This window comes from Stenotrophomonas sp. 62841_Sma, from assembly GCF_056482945.1.
In genome coordinates this window covers 1,128,293-1,143,284 of sequence record NZ_CM151224.1, presented here as the reverse complement: position 1 = coordinate 1,143,284, position 14,992 = coordinate 1,128,293, and the positions used below count along the sequence as shown (strand labels likewise).

16 protein-coding genes are annotated in these 14,992 nt (G+C 67.0%); 8 read left to right on the top strand and 8 right to left on the bottom strand.

Annotated features, from left to right (window positions below; genetic code table 11):
* From ptsP to ACZK5G_RS05330, 5 genes are all read left to right on the top strand, one after another.
* Nucleotides 1–1,770 carry a phosphoenolpyruvate--protein phosphotransferase gene (gene ptsP, locus ACZK5G_RS05350; RefSeq protein ID WP_478465555.1) on the top strand — a complete coding sequence of 590 codons (1,770 nt, stop codon included), beginning with the start codon at nucleotides 1–3 and terminating at the stop codon, nucleotides 1,768–1,770.
* A 194-nt stretch (nucleotides 1,771–1,964) separates the two neighbouring features.
* The gene (gene mgtE / locus ACZK5G_RS05345; protein ID WP_010483662.1) at nucleotides 1,965–3,326 is read left to right on the top strand and encodes a magnesium transporter; all 1,362 of its coding nucleotides are present in this window, start codon (nucleotides 1,965–1,967) and stop codon (nucleotides 3,324–3,326) included.
* Between the two features lie 59 nt (nucleotides 3,327–3,385).
* Nucleotides 3,386–3,652, top strand: a complete 267-nt coding sequence (locus tag ACZK5G_RS05340; RefSeq protein WP_010483664.1) for a hypothetical protein — start codon at nucleotides 3,386–3,388, stop codon at nucleotides 3,650–3,652.
* Nucleotides 3,653–3,722: 70 nt separating this feature from the next.
* Nucleotides 3,723–4,541 (top strand): carboxylesterase family protein, encoded by an 819-nt coding sequence (locus ACZK5G_RS05335; RefSeq protein WP_478465553.1) that lies wholly within the window; start codon nucleotides 3,723–3,725, stop codon nucleotides 4,539–4,541.
* A 172-nt stretch (nucleotides 4,542–4,713) separates the two neighbouring features.
* Nucleotides 4,714–5,205 carry an REP-associated tyrosine transposase gene (locus ACZK5G_RS05330; RefSeq protein ID WP_478465551.1) on the top strand — a complete coding sequence of 164 codons (492 nt, stop codon included), beginning with the start codon at nucleotides 4,714–4,716 and terminating at the stop codon, nucleotides 5,203–5,205.
* Nucleotides 5,206–5,327: 122 nt separating this feature from the next.
* Here ACZK5G_RS05330 and ACZK5G_RS05325 read toward each other — a convergent pair whose 3' ends face one another.
* From ACZK5G_RS05325 to ACZK5G_RS05315, 3 genes are read right to left on the bottom strand one after another with little or no spacing between them, the layout of a single operon-like run.
* Nucleotides 5,328–6,278, bottom strand: coding sequence for an aspartate carbamoyltransferase catalytic subunit (locus ACZK5G_RS05325; RefSeq protein ID WP_032130186.1), 951 nt, complete (start codon nucleotides 6,276–6,278; stop codon nucleotides 5,328–5,330).
* A 15-nt stretch (nucleotides 6,279–6,293) separates the two neighbouring features.
* Nucleotides 6,294–6,788: a Holliday junction resolvase RuvX gene (gene ruvX / locus ACZK5G_RS05320; RefSeq protein WP_182267361.1), complete on the bottom strand. Its 495-nt coding sequence runs from the start codon at nucleotides 6,786–6,788 to the stop codon at nucleotides 6,294–6,296.
* On the bottom strand, nucleotides 6,781–7,347 hold the full coding sequence (locus ACZK5G_RS05315) for a YqgE/AlgH family protein (protein WP_004147177.1): 567 nt from the start codon (nucleotides 7,345–7,347) through the stop codon (nucleotides 6,781–6,783). The genes ruvX and ACZK5G_RS05315 overlap by 8 nt, the downstream gene beginning before the upstream one ends.
* Nucleotides 7,348–7,438: 91 nt before the next feature.
* Between ACZK5G_RS05315 and ACZK5G_RS05310 the strand changes: the two genes are divergently transcribed.
* Together ACZK5G_RS05310 and ACZK5G_RS05305 are read left to right on the top strand one after the other, a co-directional pair.
* Entirely contained in the window at nucleotides 7,439–9,226 is a 1,788-nt protein-coding gene (locus ACZK5G_RS05310; protein ID WP_478465550.1) for a DUF4153 domain-containing protein, read from the top strand.
* Nucleotides 9,223–9,765, top strand: coding sequence for a DNA-3-methyladenine glycosylase I (locus ACZK5G_RS05305; RefSeq protein ID WP_049400680.1), 543 nt, complete (start codon nucleotides 9,223–9,225; stop codon nucleotides 9,763–9,765). Before ACZK5G_RS05310 ends, ACZK5G_RS05305 begins: the two co-directional genes overlap by 4 nt.
* 73 nt (nucleotides 9,766–9,838) lie before the next feature.
* Here ACZK5G_RS05305 and ACZK5G_RS05300 read toward each other — a convergent pair whose 3' ends face one another.
* From ACZK5G_RS05300 to ACZK5G_RS05290, 3 genes are all read right to left on the bottom strand, one after another.
* Entirely contained in the window at nucleotides 9,839–10,546 is a 708-nt protein-coding gene (locus ACZK5G_RS05300) for a YitT family protein (RefSeq protein ID WP_032130182.1), read from the bottom strand.
* A 93-nt stretch (nucleotides 10,547–10,639) separates the two neighbouring features.
* Entirely contained in the window at nucleotides 10,640–11,089 is a 450-nt protein-coding gene (locus ACZK5G_RS05295) for a GNAT family N-acetyltransferase (RefSeq protein WP_197616494.1), read from the bottom strand.
* 96 nt (nucleotides 11,090–11,185) lie between these two features.
* Nucleotides 11,186–11,398, bottom strand: a complete 213-nt coding sequence (locus ACZK5G_RS05290; RefSeq protein ID WP_005408372.1) for a DUF4287 domain-containing protein — start codon at nucleotides 11,396–11,398, stop codon at nucleotides 11,186–11,188.
* Nucleotides 11,399–11,700: 302 nt separating this feature from the next.
* Here ACZK5G_RS05290 and ACZK5G_RS05285 point away from each other — a divergent pair, with 302 nt between their 5' ends.
* Complete coding sequence (locus ACZK5G_RS05285; RefSeq protein WP_478465548.1) at nucleotides 11,701–12,600, top strand: LysR family transcriptional regulator; 900 nt, start codon at nucleotides 11,701–11,703, stop codon at nucleotides 12,598–12,600.
* Between the two features lie 42 nt (nucleotides 12,601–12,642).
* Here ACZK5G_RS05285 and ACZK5G_RS05280 read toward each other — a convergent pair whose 3' ends face one another.
* Nucleotides 12,643–13,626, bottom strand: a complete 984-nt coding sequence (locus ACZK5G_RS05280) for an aldo/keto reductase (protein WP_049400676.1) — start codon at nucleotides 13,624–13,626, stop codon at nucleotides 12,643–12,645.
* Between the two features lie 180 nt (nucleotides 13,627–13,806).
* A complete protein-coding gene (locus tag ACZK5G_RS05275; RefSeq protein ID WP_049400675.1) occupies nucleotides 13,807–14,970 on the bottom strand; it encodes a PilT/PilU family type 4a pilus ATPase in 1,164 nt (387 codons plus the stop codon).
* Nucleotides 14,971–14,992: the final 22 nt, after the last annotated feature.

Here is a 14,992-nt window from a genome sequence, read left to right as displayed (position 1 = left end):
GTGCCACGCGCGCGCGCCGGCCAGGTCCCTTCCGGCCAGCGGCCGGTACAGCTGCTGGCCGGGCACGGTGCTGCCCGTGGCGCGGCGATGGGCCGGGCGCGGGTGCGCCTGCCACATGCGCTGGAAGTGGCCGAGCAGCGCGTCGCCGCCCATCAGGTCGAGGCCGAGCTGGCCCGCCTGCACCGCGCGGTGGATGCCGCGCGCACGGAAATGCACGAACTGCGGCAGCGCCTGCATGGCGCCCTGAACCAGGAGGTGGGCGAGTTCCTCGACCTGCATGCCCTGCTGCTGGACGACCCCGAGCTGTTGTTCGGGCTGGACGAACTGATCCGCAGCGGCCCCTACAGCGCCGGCTATGCGTTGCGCCTGCAGCGTGACCGCCTGGCCAAGGTCTTCGATGGCATGGACGATGCCTATCTGAAGAGCCGCATGGACGACCTCGACCATGTGATCGGCCGCATCCATGCATTCCTGCAACCCGAGCGGCCGCCAGCGGTGAAAGGCCTCGCCGGTGAAATCCTGGTCTGCGACAACATCGCGCCCTCCGAGCTTGCCCAGTTGCAGGCGCAGGGGGTGGTCGGCATCGTCACCGCCGCCGGCAGCGCGCTGTCGCACAGTGCGATCCTGGCGCGCAGCCTGCACCTGCCCTTGATCGTCAACGTGCCGCAGCTGCTCAGCCGTATCGCCGATGGCGACGTGCTGATCATCGATGGCGCCGACGGCAGCATCACCGCCAACCCGCAGGCCGACAACCTGCGCGACTACCGCGCGCGCCTGAAAGAACATGCGCGCGAGCAGCGCGAGCTCGGCCGCCTGCGCAGCAAACCCAGCCGTACCCGCGACCAGGTCGACATCGCCCTGCTGGCCAATGCCGAATCGCTGGAGGACGTCACCCAGGCGCATGCGCTGGGCGCGCAGGGGCTGGGCCTGTACCGCACCGAATTCCTGTTCCTGCAGCGCAACGAGCTGCCGGACGAAGAAGAACAGTTCCAGACCTACCGCAATGCCGCGTTGGGCATGAGCGGGCGACCGGTCACCATCCGCACGCTCGATCTGGGCGCGGACAAGGCCGACCGCACCGGCCTGACCCTGAGCAACGAAGAAAACCCGGCCCTGGGACTGCGCGGCGTACGCCTGTCGCTGGCACGGCCCAAGGTGGCCGACACCCAGCTGCGCGCGATCCTGCGCGCCTCGGCCTACGGCAAGCTGCGCGTGCTGGTGCCGATGGTCAGCACCCGCGAGGAACTGCTGGCGGTGCGCCGGCGCATGCTCAAGCTGACCGAACAGCTGCGCAGCGAAGGCCACATGGTGTCCGACCATGTGCCGCTGGGGGCGATGATCGAGGTGCCCGCTGCGGCGTTGGCGCTGGAGAGCTTCATCGACCTGGTCGACTTCCTGTCGATCGGCACCAACGACCTGGTGCAGTACCTGCTGGCCGCCGACCGCAACAACGAGGCACTGGGCGAGCTGTATTCGCCGCTGCATCCGGCCGTGCTGCGGTTGCTGCAGATGGTGATCGAGACCGGCGCGCGGCATCGCATTCCGGTGGCGGTCTGCGGTGAGATGGCCGGTGATGCACGGATGACTCCGCTGCTGCTGGCGCTGGGCCTGAGCGAATTCAGCCTGCACCCCGGCACACTGCTGGAGGTGCGCCGCGCGATCCGCGAGGCCGACCTGGCCGCGCTGCGCGCGCGCGCACCGAAGCTGCTGGCCGCACGCGACCGCCGCGCGATCGAGCGCTGGCTGGCGCTGGTGGCGGATACGCCCTGAGCGCCAAGGGTAGTGCCGGCCGCTGGCCGGCAACCTCATGGCCTTCGATGGGGCCGCTTGCCGGCCAGCGGCCGGCACTACCACCGCCCGGCGGCTATGCGTTGAAACATCCCCTTGCGATAATGACGCGCTGAACACCCCTGTTGCCGCATCCTTGCCGGGATCGCGGCTTTTCTTATCCCGCGGGAGCTGCGATGGCTGAAGCTGTACGCCACGACAAGACTGCGCGCCAACTGCGGATGCTGTCCGACGCACTGGACAGCGGTCGGCTGGGCCCGGTGCGCCGCCTGGTCAACACCCTGGCCCCGGCCGAGATCGGCAACCTGCTCGAATCGCTGCCGCCGGGCAAGCGCGAGGTGGTCTGGGGCCTGGTCGATCCGGAAGATGACGGTGAGGTGCTGGTCCACGTCGGCGACGACGTGCGCGAGAGCCTGCTCGCCGACATGGACCCGGACGAGATCATCGCCGCGGTCGAAGACCTGGACATCGACGATCTGGCCGACCTGGTCGAAGATCTGCCGGACACGGTCATCGACGAAGTCCTCAAGTCGATGGACCGCGAGAACCGCGAGCGCCTGGAGCAGGTGCTGTCCTACCCCGAGGACAGCGCCGGCCGCCTGATGAACCCGGACGTGGTGACCGTGCGCGCCGACGTCAACGTTGACGTGGTGCTGCGCTACCTGCGCCTGCGTGGCGAACTGCCCGACCACACCGATCATCTGTTCGTGGTCAGCCGTCGCCATCAATACCTCGGCCGGGTGTCGCTGGCGGCACTGGTGACCCACGAGGACACCACCCCGATCAACCGCCTGATCGACGACGAGCAACCGGCGATCGATGTCGGCGAAAGCGACCAGGAGGTCGCCCGCCAGTTCTCCGACCATGACTGGATCTCCGCGCCGGTGGTGGACGACAACAACATCCTGGTCGGCCGCATCACCATCGATGACGTGGTCGACATCATCCGTGGACAGGCCGAGCACCAGGCGCTTGGCGCCGCCGGCCTGGACGAGGACGAGGATCTGTTCAGCCCGGTCTGGCGCGCCATGCGCCGCCGCCTGATGTGGCTGTCGGTCAATCTGTGCACGGCATTCCTGGCGTCCAGCGTGGTCGGCCACTTCGAGGGCACCATCGACAAGCTGGTGGCGCTGGCGGTGCTGATGCCGATCGTCGCCGGCCTCGGCGGCAATGCCGGCACCCAGGTGCTGGCGCTGATGGTGCGCGGCCTGGCGCTGGGCCAGGTGGGCGCCTCCAACGCGCGCACGCTGCTGTGGAAGGAAGTGCGGGTCGCCTTGTTGAACGGCGTGATGCTGGGCTCGGTACTGGGCCTGATCGTATTGGCCTGGTTCCATTCACCCGGACTGTCGGCGGTGATCGCCATCGCGCTGACCTGCAACCTGCTGTTCGCCGCGTTGGCCGGCGTGCTGGTGCCACTGACCCTGAAACGCTTCGGCTTCGACCCGGCGCTGGCCAGCGGCATCTTCCTGACCGCCGTGACCGACTCGATGGGCTTCTTCACCTTCCTCGGCCTGGCCACCCTGGTGCTGCTGCACTGACCGCATCAAGGATCGGGCCCCGCCAAGCGGGGCTCGGACCCCACTCAACGGGAACACCCATGGCAACAACGATAGAAAACTACTTCCAGCCCGGCTGGCGCGACCAGCAGCACACCTGCCCGGCCTGCGAATGGAAGGGCAGCTCGCGTGCCATGGAGATGGAGCTGGACGAGGACGCCACCGAGTACGACTGCCCGGTCTGCGAGAACCCACTGCTGGTGGTGCTGCATCCGGATATGGCGCAGGTGCAGGCGGCCGCCGCCGAAGGCAATGCTGAAGCACAGGAGCAGCTGGACATCATCGCCAGCTTCCCGCGCCCGCAGTGACGCGGCGCATGATGCCGGGCCGACGTTGGCGGACTACGATGCAGGCGTTCTCGCCGCTTCGGAAAACCCCATGGTCCGTTTGCTGTCGCGCTGGCTGCCACTGCTGGCCCTTCTGATGATGAGCGGTTGCACTTCGCTGCCGGACAGCGCGCGTGGCCGCTTCGAAGCACGTGCGGTGAAGGTCGATGGCGAGACGGCCTACTACCAGGTGTTCATTCCCGCGGGCCTGCAGGCCCACAGCCCTGGTGGGCAGACGCCCGCAACCTCCAACGTCCCGGTCATCCTGTTCCTGCACGGTTCGGGCGAGCGCGGCGCCGATGGCATCAAGCAGACCCACGCCGGGCTGGGGCCTTATCTGCGCGAGCATCCCGACTTCCCTGCCCTGGTGGTGTTTCCACAGGTACCGGGCCATGAGGAATGGAGCGGCCGCAACAACCGTGCGGCCGTTGCCGCGCTGGACGCGACGATCGCCGAGTTCGGCGCCGACCCGGCACGGCAGTACCTGACCGGTATGTCGATGGGCGGCTATGGCAGCTGGAACATCGCGCTGGATGACCCGCACCGCTTTGCCGCGATCGTGCCGGTATGCGGTGCCGTGCTGGCACCACGCGCAAAGCGCCCGACCCTGTTCGTCGAGCAGGTCGCCCAGGAAACCGATCCGTATGCCGTGATCGCGCAGCGCCTGCAGCACACGCCGATCTGGATCTTCCACGGCGCGCTGGACGACGTGGTGCCTCCGGATGACGACCGCAGGCTGCATGCCGCATTCCAGAGCGCCAACGCACGCGATGTGCGCTACACCGAGTACCCGGAAGGCAATCACAATGCCTGGGACGCCACCTATGCCGACCCGGCCATGTGGGCGTGGCTGTTCGCGCAGAAGCGCTGAACCGCAGTTTCTCGTAGCTGCCAACCTGGGTTGGCACTGACTGCTCTGGTAGTTGCCAACCTTGGTTGGCACTGACTGCTCTGGTAGTTGCCAACCTTGGTTGGCACTGGCCTACCTGAAACCAAGCCATTCCCCGATGTTCACTGGAAGCAGGCCCATCCATGCTTGCTCCATGCAGAACACACGTCTCCTGCTCGGTCGTCGCTCCAGCGTCGGCCTCAGCTATATCCTCACCACAGTCGTCCATGACCGCGCACCGCTCTTCACCAACGCCGCAGTGGCCGCCTTGGCAGTGCGCGAATTCCAGCGACTGGATCAGGAAGGCTTCACCCGCTCGATTGCCTACGTGGTCATGCCCGACCACATTCACTGGCTGGTCGAACTGCGCGCCGGGTCACTGGAAACCGTCATGAAGCGTTTCAAGTCGCGCACAGCCCAGCAGGCAAACCGGCTGCTGGGGCGAGTCGGGCGCTTCTGGCAGGCCTGCTATCACGATCATGCGATCCGCTCGGACGAATCGTTGCACCGACATGCGATGTACCTGATGGGAAATCCGATCAGGGCCGGGCTGACGACGCGGTTGGGGCAATATCCCCATGCATGGTGCGAATGGGAGCATGGGGCATCATGTGATCTACCCGATGACATGAGCTCCGGTGGATAGTGCCAACCAAGGTTGGCATCTACCAAAGCGGTGCGCGGACAAGCCGAGCGGTGAGTGTGCCAACCAAGGTTGGCACCCACCACAACAGCAGTACCAACCAAGGTTGGCACCCACCAAAGTGGTCAGCCCAGCAGCGTTTCCAGCACGGCCATGCGCACGGCGACGCCGTTGGCGACCTGGCGCAGCACCCACGACTGCGGGCCGTCGGCCACCTCGTCGGTCACTTCCACGCCGCGGTTGATCGGGCCTGGATGCAGCACCGCGGCATCCTTGCCGGCGCGGGCCAGGCGTTCGTTGGTCAGGCCGTACTGCGCGTGGTACTGCTCCAGCGACGGCACCAGGCCTTCTTCCATGCGCTCGCGCTGCAGGCGCAGCATCATCAGCGCGTCGACGCCTTCCAGCATCGCGTCGAAATCATCACCGACCACGCAGCCCTTCAGGGTCTCGTCGTCGGGCAGCAGCGACTGCGGGCCGCACACGCGGATCTCGCCCACGCCCAGCGTACGCAGCGCATGCAGGTCGGTGCGGGCCACGCGCGAGTGCTTCACGTCGCCGACGATCACCACTTTCATCTTCGAGAAATCCGGGCCCTTGGCCTGGCGCAGGGTCAGCATGTCCAGCAGGCCCTGGGTCGGGTGCGCGCTGCGCCCGTCACCGGCGTTGATCAGTGCAGTGCCCTCACCCGCTGCCTCGGCCAGTGCGGCCACGGCGCCATCATCGGGGTGGCGCACCACGAAGCCGCGCACGCCCATCGCCTCCAGGTTGCGCAGCGTGTCGCAGGCGGTTTCCCCCTTGCGCGTGGACGAGGTCGATGCATCGAAGTTCAGTACGTCGGCGCCCAGGCGCTGCGCGGCCAGCTGGAACGAGCTGCGGGTGCGTGTGGACGGTTCGAAGAACAGCGTGCACACCGCCGAACCGGCCAGCACGTGGCGCTTGTTGCCGACACGACCGACCGCGGCGTCGCGGATCTGCCCTGCCCGGTCAAGCAGCTGCAGCAGGGTGTCGCGCGGAAGGCCTTCGAGGGTCAGCAGGTGGCGCAGGCGGCCGGAGGCATCGAGTTGCTGGGCGGTCATGGCGGTGTCGGGCAGTCAGGGAATGGGGATGGCATCGTCGGGGGACGACAGCCAGCGGTCGATGATCACCGCCGCGGCAACGGCATCGAGGGCGGCCGCATCACGGCGGCGCTTGCGCCCTTCGGCGCGCTCGACAGCGAAGCGGCGGGCGGCCTCGACCGAGCTGGAACGCTCGTCGATCATCACCACCGGCAGCTTGAAACGTTCCCGCAGCTGGCGGGCAAAGCCCTGCGCGCGCTTGCGGTTGGGCTGGTCCTGGCCGTCCAGGGTCAGCGGGTCGCCGACCACCAGGCCGTCGGGCTTCCATTCCTTGAGCAGGCGTTCGATCGCGGTCCAGTCCGGGCCGTTGCCATGCACATCGACCACCGCCACCGCGCGCGCATGCGCAGCGAAGGCACTGCCGATGGCCACGCCGATGCGGCGCGAGCCGACATCGAACCCCAGAACGGTGCCGTCACGGCGGATGGCCGGGGCAGCAGAATCCGGCGCGGGCGTGATGGGCTCAGACATGGCCGCTGTAGTCGGTCAGCCGGAACAGGTCCACGCCGATGCGCGAAGCCGCGCCCTGCCAACGCTGCTCCAGCGGCAGCTGGAACACCAGCTCGGCATCGGCCGGCACGGTCAGCCAGCTGTTCTCGGACAGCTCGCTTTCCAGCTGCCCTGCGCCCCAACCCGCACAGCCCAGCGTGACCACGGCATTGGCCGGGCCTTCGCCACGTGCCATCGCTTCGAGGATGTCGCGCGAGGTGGTCAGGTACAGGCCTTCACCCACGATCAGGCTGGAATCCCATGCGCGTGCGTCGTCATGGATGACGAAGCCACGTTCGGGATGCACCGGGCCACCGTTGAGCACCATGCGCGCCTGCAGGTCGCCATCACCGGTGGTGATGTCCATCTGAGCCAGCACTTCGCCCAGCGTGTATTCGGAAGGCTGGTTGACCAGCACACCCATCGCACCGTTCTCGTCGTGCTGGCAGATCAGCGCAACGCTGCGGGCGAATGTCGCGTCGAGCAGCGACGGCAGCGCGACGAGCAGGTGATCGGCAAGGGAAGTCGGCGTTACAGGCATGCCCCCATTCTACCTGCTGGGGGCGGGATGGTCGCGCGATGGCGCCGAACCGCGATGGGCTAGGATGGTGCTTTGCCATGGAAGGTCGTCGATGCAGTCTTCATCGCCCCTGACCCTGCCGGCACGCAGCGCCATCGTCCTGATCGCGCTGCTGCAGGGCCTGATGCTGTATGCCGCGCAGGAGCTGTCCGATGCGTGGCCGTTCCGCGATATCGGCTGGCGCTACTGCTGGTACGCCTGGGTGCTTGCCATTCCCAGCGCGGTGGCATTGAGCCTGGTCGAGCTGGGCCAGCGCCGCCTGTGGCTGCAGGCCGCGCTCGGCTCGGCGGTGGTGCTGGCGCTGGCCGCCTGGATCGGCTGGAACCTCAACGGCGAGACCGCACTGGAATCGGGCGCGCTGCAGTTCCCGCTGACCGTGGGCATGGCCGTAGCAGTGTTCGTGGCCCTGCCCTGGTGGCAGTTCCAGCTGCAACACGGGCATTGGCGTGCCAGCTATCCGGAGCTGTTCGAGCGCGCCTGGCAGAACGGCCTGACCCTGGCCCTGGCGGCGCTGTTCACCGGGCTGACCTGGCTGCTGCTGTGGCTGTGGGCGGCGCTGTTCCAGCTGCTCGACGTGACCATCTTCCGCGACCTGTTCCGGCAGGACGCGTTCATCGCGCTGGCCACCGGCAGCCTGGCCGGGTTCGGCGTGCTGATCGGGCGCACCCAGCACCGCGCGATCCAGATCACCCGCCAGGTGCTGTTCGCGATCTGCCGCGGGCTGCTGCCGCTGCTCTCGTTCATCGCCGTGCTGTTCGTGCTGAGCCTGCCGCTGACCGGGCTGGAGCCGCTGTGGAAGACCCGCTCGGCCGCCAGCCTGCTGCTGGTGCTGTCGCTGCTGCTGGTGTCATTCACCAACGCGGTCTACCAGCAGGGCGACGACACCGCGCCCTACCCCGTCGTGCTGCGCCGGCTGGTCGAGGCCAGTCTGCTCGCGCTGCCGATCTATGCGGTGCTGGCACTGTATGCACTGGGCCTGCGCGTGGTGCAGTACGGCTGGACCCTGGACCGCTTCTGGGCGGTGCTGATCGCGCTGGCCGTGGCCGGATATGCCGTGGGCTATGCACTGGCGGTGCTGCGCCGGCAGCCCCGCTGGTTGCAGACACTGGAACCGGTCAACCGCTGGATGTGCTGGGTGGTGCTGGCATTGGCCTTGCTGGGCAACTCGCCGCTGCTGGACCCGGTGCGGCTGACCCTGTCCAGCCAGTTGGCGCGCCTGCGTGCGGACCCGCCAGCGATCACCAGCAGTGACGTCAACGTGCTGCGCTTCGATCTTGGGCGCCGTGGCGTGCAGGCGCTGCGCGAGCTGCAGCGTGATCCGGCCATCACCGCCGATGCCAACGCGCCACAGGTGATCGCTGCCGCGCTGGCACGTACCTCGCGCTGGGACGATGGACAGCGCCTGGACAAGGGTCTGCAGGACGTCGCCGCCCTGCAGCGCGCGCTGAAGCTGGCCAAGGGATCCAGCTCGCCACCCGACGATTGGTGGCAGGCACTGGCCACCCGCTCGATCAATGGCGAATCCTGTGCCCAGAGCGAGCGCGACTGCCTGATCGTGCATCGCGACCTGGATGGCGACGGCAACGCCGAGGTACTGCTGTGCGAGCTGTACACCCACCGCGGGCCGGACTGCGTGCTGTACGCACGTGGCAGGGATGCCCAGTGGCGCCGCGCCGGTTCGCTGTTCGGCACCGTCAGCGGCCAGGCCGAGGCGATCAACCAGGCCCTGCGTGACGGCGAACTCATGCTTGTGCCACCGCGCTGGCCGATGCTGTCCATCGGCGGGCGCCCCGCGGTGGCCATCGATCCCGAACCCGAATCCAGCGAGTCTTCTCCATGAGCGGTTACTGCCTCATCGCCCCGGGCCATCCGGTGCACGACTACTACCACGCCAACGAATACGGCTTCCCGCAGCGTGACGAGCGCGAGCTGTTCGAGCGGCTGGTGCTGGAGATCAACCAGGCCGGGCTGAGCTGGGAGACCATCCTGAAGAAGCGCGAGGGCTTCCGCGCGGCCTATGACGGCTTCGATGTGGATCGGGTTGCAGCCTACGCCGAGCAGGACATCGAACGGCTGCTGTCGGACGCGGGCATCATCCGCAACCGGCTGAAGGTGCTGGCGGCGATCCACAACGCACAGGTGATCCAGCAGCTGCGGGCCAGCCACGGCAGCTTCGCGGCGTGGCTGGACGCGCACCATCCGCGCAGCAAGGCCGACTGGGTGAAGCTGTTCAAGAAGACGTTCCGCTTCACCGGCGGCGAGATCACCGGCGAATTCCTGATGAGCCTGGGCTACCTGCCCGGTGCGCACGCCGAGGACTGCCCGGTGCATGCGCGGCTGCTGACGCTGTCGCCGCCGTGGTTGCAGGCCTCCCGGTAGTGCCGGCCGCTGGCCGGCAACCTCGGAACGCCTCAGGTGTTGCCGGCCAGCGGCCGGCACTACCGTCGAATCGTCACACGCCCATGTAACGGCCCGGGCGGTGGTTGAACATCAGCACCAGGCTGAGCACCACCGCGCCGATCGCCGAGTACAGCACCTTCGACGGCGACAACACGAAGAACGCGGCCACCATCAGGCAGGCGTCGTAGGACATCTGCACCTTGCCCGCGCTCCAGCCGCGGGTGCGCTGCAGGTACACCGCCAGGATGCCGATACCACCGAGGCTGGCACGGTGCCGGATGAAGAACAGGATGCCCAGGCCGGACAACGCACCACCGACGATCGCCGAATACAGCGGGTTGATGTGCGAGAAATCGATCCAGCGCGGCAGCAGGTCGGTCAGCACGCCACAGGCGGTGACCGCGGCGAAGGTCTTCAGGGTGAATTCCCAGCCCATGCGCCGCAGCGCCACCCAGTAGAACGGCAGATTGACCAGCACGAACACCAGGCCGAAGTTCCAACCCATTGAGTAGTGCAGCAGGAAGGCCATGCCAGCCATGCCGCCGATCATCAGCCCACCCTTGGCGAAGATGGCCAGGCCCAGCGAGGCCACCATCGTGGCCAGCACCATGCCCTGCACGTCCTCGGCAATCGAGTGGCGCAGCGCTTTTTCGTCGGCAGTGGTGCCGGCGCTGTCGGGTGGTGGGGTCAGCGGACCAGCGGTGACCAGGTGGCCGTCAGCGTCGTCGCACGGCGCGGGGCCATGGGCGGGAAGGGACATACGGGTGGGGGAACAGCAGGTGGGGAGCGATATTAGACACGATCTGCATGACAGTTGCAGATGAAATCGTTCAGCTGCGCTCGCCCATTCAGGTTATTCCGGAGGCGTCACCGGCAGCACGGCCAGCATGTCCTCGCCATCATCGTCCATGCCTGTCTCGACGAAACCGAAGCTGCCATAGAAGGCGCCCGCCACCGGATTGCGCGGGTTGTAGCAGATCTCGATCTCGGCCAGGCCGGGCGTGTCCCGGATCTGCGCCAGCGCCACTTCCAGCGCGCGCCGCCCGATGCCACGCCCCTGCCAGCGCTGATCGACCATGAAGCGCCAGATCGAGATGCGCTGCGGCGTCTCCGGCACCCACATGAAGAATCCGACCAGCTCGCCATCGGCCTGGATGGCGCGGGTCTGGTAGCCGGGATGGAATGCTGCCTGCACCAGCGACCAGGTATTGCCGGCCACGAAGTCCTGCTGCGCCTCGCTGACCTCGAGGTCGCACACGGCTTCGTAGTTGTCGACGGTGATCGCGTCCAGCGTGACCTGCATGAGGGCGTCCTGCCTCGGGATGAACGCCCAGTCTGCCTGACCCCGGAGGCCGTGTAGCCTGACCCCCACACGACCGTTCAGCGCCGGGTTGCCTGCTCAGCCCTTTCCGGCCAGATGGTGCGCCACCAACGCGTTGGCATGGCCGTGGCCCAGCCCATGCTCGCTTTTCAGGAAGCTGACCAGTTCCATGTGTTTCAGGCCCTTCTTGCCCGCCAGCAGCCCGAACCAGTGCGTCACCGGTTGCCCATAGGTCTTCTCGATGGAGGGGAAGTACGAGGCCGGGCCTTTCGGCTTGGTGTCAGTGCTCATGTGCAGCTCCTGTTGAAGTCATTCATTCGACGAACCACAGTCCCTGAAATCGACATCCCCACACGCCTACACAGAATGGGGTCGGAGCCGTTCCAACAGCTCGCGGGAAATTGTCGAAGGCGGGGCGGCTCAGGTTGCGGGGGCGTGAGCGCCATGGATGGCGCGACCGAGGCTACATGGACGTACTTGCGCCGTCCCCCGCAACCTGAGCCCCCCCGCCTCCCACGGGAAGCCAGCTTTTGACGTTGCCATTGACGTTGTTTCGGCGGGTGCCGGGCGCAGCCCAGCCGTATCATCCCGTCATGCCCCGTGAAAATCTCAACGACCTGCAGGCCTTCGTCCACGTTGCCCGCGAAGGCAGCTTCACCAGGGCCGCCGCCCAGTTGGGTGTCTCCCAGTCCGCGCTCAGCCATGCCATGCGCGGCCTGGAAGAGCGCCTCGGCGTGCGCCTGCTGACCCGCACCACCCGCAGCGTGTCCACCACCGAAGCCGGTGCCCGCCTGCTCGAGACCCTCGCCCCACGCCTGGCCGAGATCGAGGATGAACTGGCCGCACTGGCCGAGTACCGCGAGCGACCGGCCGGCACCATCCGCATCAATGCCACCGGCCATGCCGCCGAATACATCGCCTGGCCGCGGCTGGCGCCATTGCTGCAGCAGTATCCGGACCTGAAGGTGGAACTGGCTGCAGACTACGGGCTGGCCGACATCGTCGCCGAGCGCTACGACATCGGTATCCGCCTCGGCGAACGGCTGGCGCGCGACATGATCGCGGTACCGGTCAGCCCACCGCTGCGCATGCGCGTGGTCGGTGCGCCCAGCTACTTCCGCCAGCACGTGGTGCCGCGGCATCCGAACGACCTGGCCGAGCACAACTGCGTCACCCTGCGCCTGCCCACGCATGGCGGGCTGATGCCGTGGGATTTCGGCCAGGACGGCAACGAACTGAGCGTGCGCGTGACCGGTCAGTGGACCTTCAACACCATGGGCATGACCCGCGCGGCTGCACTGGCCGGCAGCGGACTGGCCTGGCTGCCGGAAGACCAGGTGCAGCCGATGCTGGACGAGGGCCGCCTGCAGTCGGTGCTGGACGATTGGTGCCCGCACTTCGATGGCTACTACGCGTATTACCCGTCACGCCGCCACGTCACCGTGGCGATGCGCACTGTGCTTGATGCGTTGCGCGGGCCGATGGCTGGATGAGCTGAGGAGTGCGGACCAACGGTCCGCACCCACGGCCGGCGGTCAGCCCTTGGCCTGCGCGGCGCGCTGCGCGTTGTAGCGCTCACCGACAATCGACACTTCATCCAGCGCCTGCGCGATGCGTTGCAGTTCCTCCGGCGCCAACTGCAGGTCGGCCGCGCCCAGGTTTTCTTCCAGGCGATGGACCTTGGTGGTGCCCGGAATCGGCACGATCCACGGCGCCTGCGCCAGCAGCCAGGCCAGCGCCACCTGCGCCGGCGTCGCGCCACGTGCGGCAGCAATCGTGCTGATGCGATCAACCAGTGCCTGGTTGGCACGACGCGCTTCCACTTCGAAACGCGGCACGGTGTTGCGGAAGTCGTTGGCGTCGAAGGTGGTATCGGCGTTGATCGCGCCGGTCAGGAAGCCACGGCCGAGCGGACTGAACGGCACGAAACCAATGCCCAGTTCCTGCAACGTCGGCAACAGTTCGCGCTCCGGCTCACGCCACCACAGCGAGTACTCGCTCTGCACGGCGGCCACCGGCTGCACTGCATGGGCGCGACGCACGGTGGCGGCACTGGCCTCGGACAGGCCGAAGTGGCCGACCTTGCCTTCGGCGATCAGGTCGCGCACGGTACCGGCCACATCCTCGATCGGCACGTTGGGGTCGACGCGGTGCTGGTAGAACAGGTCGATATGGTCGGTGCGCAGGCGCTTGAGGCTGGCCTCCGCCACCGCGCGGATGTTCTCGGGACGGCTGTCCAGCCCGGTATCGACGCGCGCATCCTTGAAGCCGAACTTGGTGGCGATCACCAGCCTGTCGCGGTACGGCGCCAGCGCCTCGCCGAGCAGGTCTTCGTTGGTGTAGGGGCCATACACTTCGGCGGTGTCGAAGAAGGTCACGCCACGCTCGACGGCGGCCTGCAGCAGGGCGATGCCCTGACTGCGCTCCACCGGTTGGCCGTAGCCATGGCTCAGGCCCATGCAGCCCAGGCCGAGGGCGGAAACCTTCAGGCCACTGCGGCCGAGTTCACGTGTCTGCATCGTCGTGCTCCAGAGGGGGAGCGCTGACGATACGCCTGCAGAGCCCACGGATTGAATGGGCAGCATTGCAGTTGGTCATGACTGGAATTCATCAATACGCGCAGCCGCCCGCCCGTAGCGTCGAGCCTGCTCGACTCGACAAGAACAGTCGAGCAGGCTCGACGCTACGGAACACCCAGGTCACCGGATCTCGGAGATCTCCACGCCATCCAGCCCCTGCGACAGGGTGCGCGCGTCGCCGCCCTGGCTGAGCTTGATGCGCAGGCGCACTTCGTTCTGCGAATCGGCGTAGCGCAGTGCGTCCTCGTAGCTGATCTCGCCGGCCTGGTACAGCTCGAACAGGCTCTGGTCGAAGGTCTTCATGCCCAGCTGGACCGAATCCTTCATCACTTCCTTCAGCTTGTGGATCTCGCCATCGCGGATGTAGTCCTGCACCAGCGGCGTGCCCAGCAGGATCTCCATCGCCACCTTGCGCGAGCGGCCATCGGGCGACGGCACCAGCTGCTGCGCAACCACGCCCTTCAGGTTCAGCGACAGATCCATCAGCAACTGGTTGCGACGATCTTCCGGGAAGAAGTTGACGATGCGGTCCATTGCCTGGTTGGCGTTGTTGGCATGCAGGGTGCACAGCACCAGGTGGCCGGTTTCAGCGAAGGCGATGGCGTGGTCCATGCCTTCGCGGGTACGCACTTCGCCGATCATGATCACATCGGGTGCCTGGCGCAGGGTGTTCTTCAGCGCGGCTTCCCAGCTGTCGGTATCGATGCCGACTTCGCGCTGGGTGATGATGCAGCCTTCATGCTTGTGCACGAATTCGATCGGGTCTTCGATGGTGATGATGTGGCCGGTCGAGTTCTGGTTGCGGTAGCCGATCATCGCTGCCAGCGAGGTCGATTTACCGGTACCGGTGGCGCCGACGAACAGGATGATGCCGCGCTTGGTCATCGCCAGCGTCTTGATGATCGGCGGCAGGCTCAGCTCTTCCACGGTGGGAATGCGCGTCTCGATACGACGCAGCACCATGCCCACCTGGTTGCGCTGGTAGAAGCAGCTGACACGGAAGCGGCCGACACCGGACAGGCCGATGGCGAAGTTGCACTCGTGGGTCTTTTCGAACTCTTCGCGCTGCGCCGGGGTCATCACGTTCAGGACCAGGTCGCGGCTCTGCTGCGGCGTGAGCGGGGTCTGCGTGATCGGCGAAATCTTGCCGTTGACCTTCATCGCCGGCGGCATGCCGGCGGTGATGAACAGGTCCGAGGCGCGCTGGTGCGCCATCAGCTTGAGGAACGAAGTGAAATCGATGGTGGTCGCGGTGGTGTTCACGGCGGGCTCCCAATGGGGCATGTACCAGGAAACGGTCGGAGGC

Bases quoted from the DNA above. Each gene is read 5' to 3' on its own strand.
- mgtE (WP_010483662.1), top strand. From the start codon at position 1,965: ATGGCTGAAGCTGTACGCCACGACAAGACTGCGCGCCAACTGCGGATG.
- ACZK5G_RS05340 (WP_010483664.1), top strand. From the start codon at position 3,386: ATGGCAACAACGATAGAAAACTACTTCCAGCCCGGCTGGCGCGACCAG.
- ACZK5G_RS05335 (WP_478465553.1), top strand. From the start codon at position 3,723: ATGGTCCGTTTGCTGTCGCGCTGGCTGCCACTGCTGGCCCTTCTGATG.
- ACZK5G_RS05330 (WP_478465551.1), top strand. From the start codon at position 4,714: ATGCAGAACACACGTCTCCTGCTCGGTCGTCGCTCCAGCGTCGGCCTC.
- ACZK5G_RS05325 (WP_032130186.1), bottom strand. From the start codon at position 6,278: ATGACCGCCCAGCAACTCGATGCCTCCGGCCGCCTGCGCCACCTGCTG.
- ruvX (WP_182267361.1), bottom strand. From the start codon at position 6,788: ATGTCTGAGCCCATCACGCCCGCGCCGGATTCTGCTGCCCCGGCCATC.
- ACZK5G_RS05315 (WP_004147177.1), bottom strand. From the start codon at position 7,347: ATGCCTGTAACGCCGACTTCCCTTGCCGATCACCTGCTCGTCGCGCTG.
- ACZK5G_RS05310 (WP_478465550.1), top strand. From the start codon at position 7,439: ATGCAGTCTTCATCGCCCCTGACCCTGCCGGCACGCAGCGCCATCGTC.
- ACZK5G_RS05305 (WP_049400680.1), top strand. From the start codon at position 9,223: ATGAGCGGTTACTGCCTCATCGCCCCGGGCCATCCGGTGCACGACTAC.
- ACZK5G_RS05300 (WP_032130182.1), bottom strand. From the start codon at position 10,546: ATGTCCCTTCCCGCCCATGGCCCCGCGCCGTGCGACGACGCTGACGGC.
- ACZK5G_RS05295 (WP_197616494.1), bottom strand. From the start codon at position 11,089: ATGCAGGTCACGCTGGACGCGATCACCGTCGACAACTACGAAGCCGTG.
- ACZK5G_RS05290 (WP_005408372.1), bottom strand. From the start codon at position 11,398: ATGAGCACTGACACCAAGCCGAAAGGCCCGGCCTCGTACTTCCCCTCC.
- ACZK5G_RS05285 (WP_478465548.1), top strand. From the start codon at position 11,701: ATGCCCCGTGAAAATCTCAACGACCTGCAGGCCTTCGTCCACGTTGCC.
- ACZK5G_RS05280 (WP_049400676.1), bottom strand. From the start codon at position 13,626: ATGCAGACACGTGAACTCGGCCGCAGTGGCCTGAAGGTTTCCGCCCTC.
- ACZK5G_RS05275 (WP_049400675.1), bottom strand. From the start codon at position 14,970: ATGCCCCATTGGGAGCCCGCCGTGAACACCACCGCGACCACCATCGAT.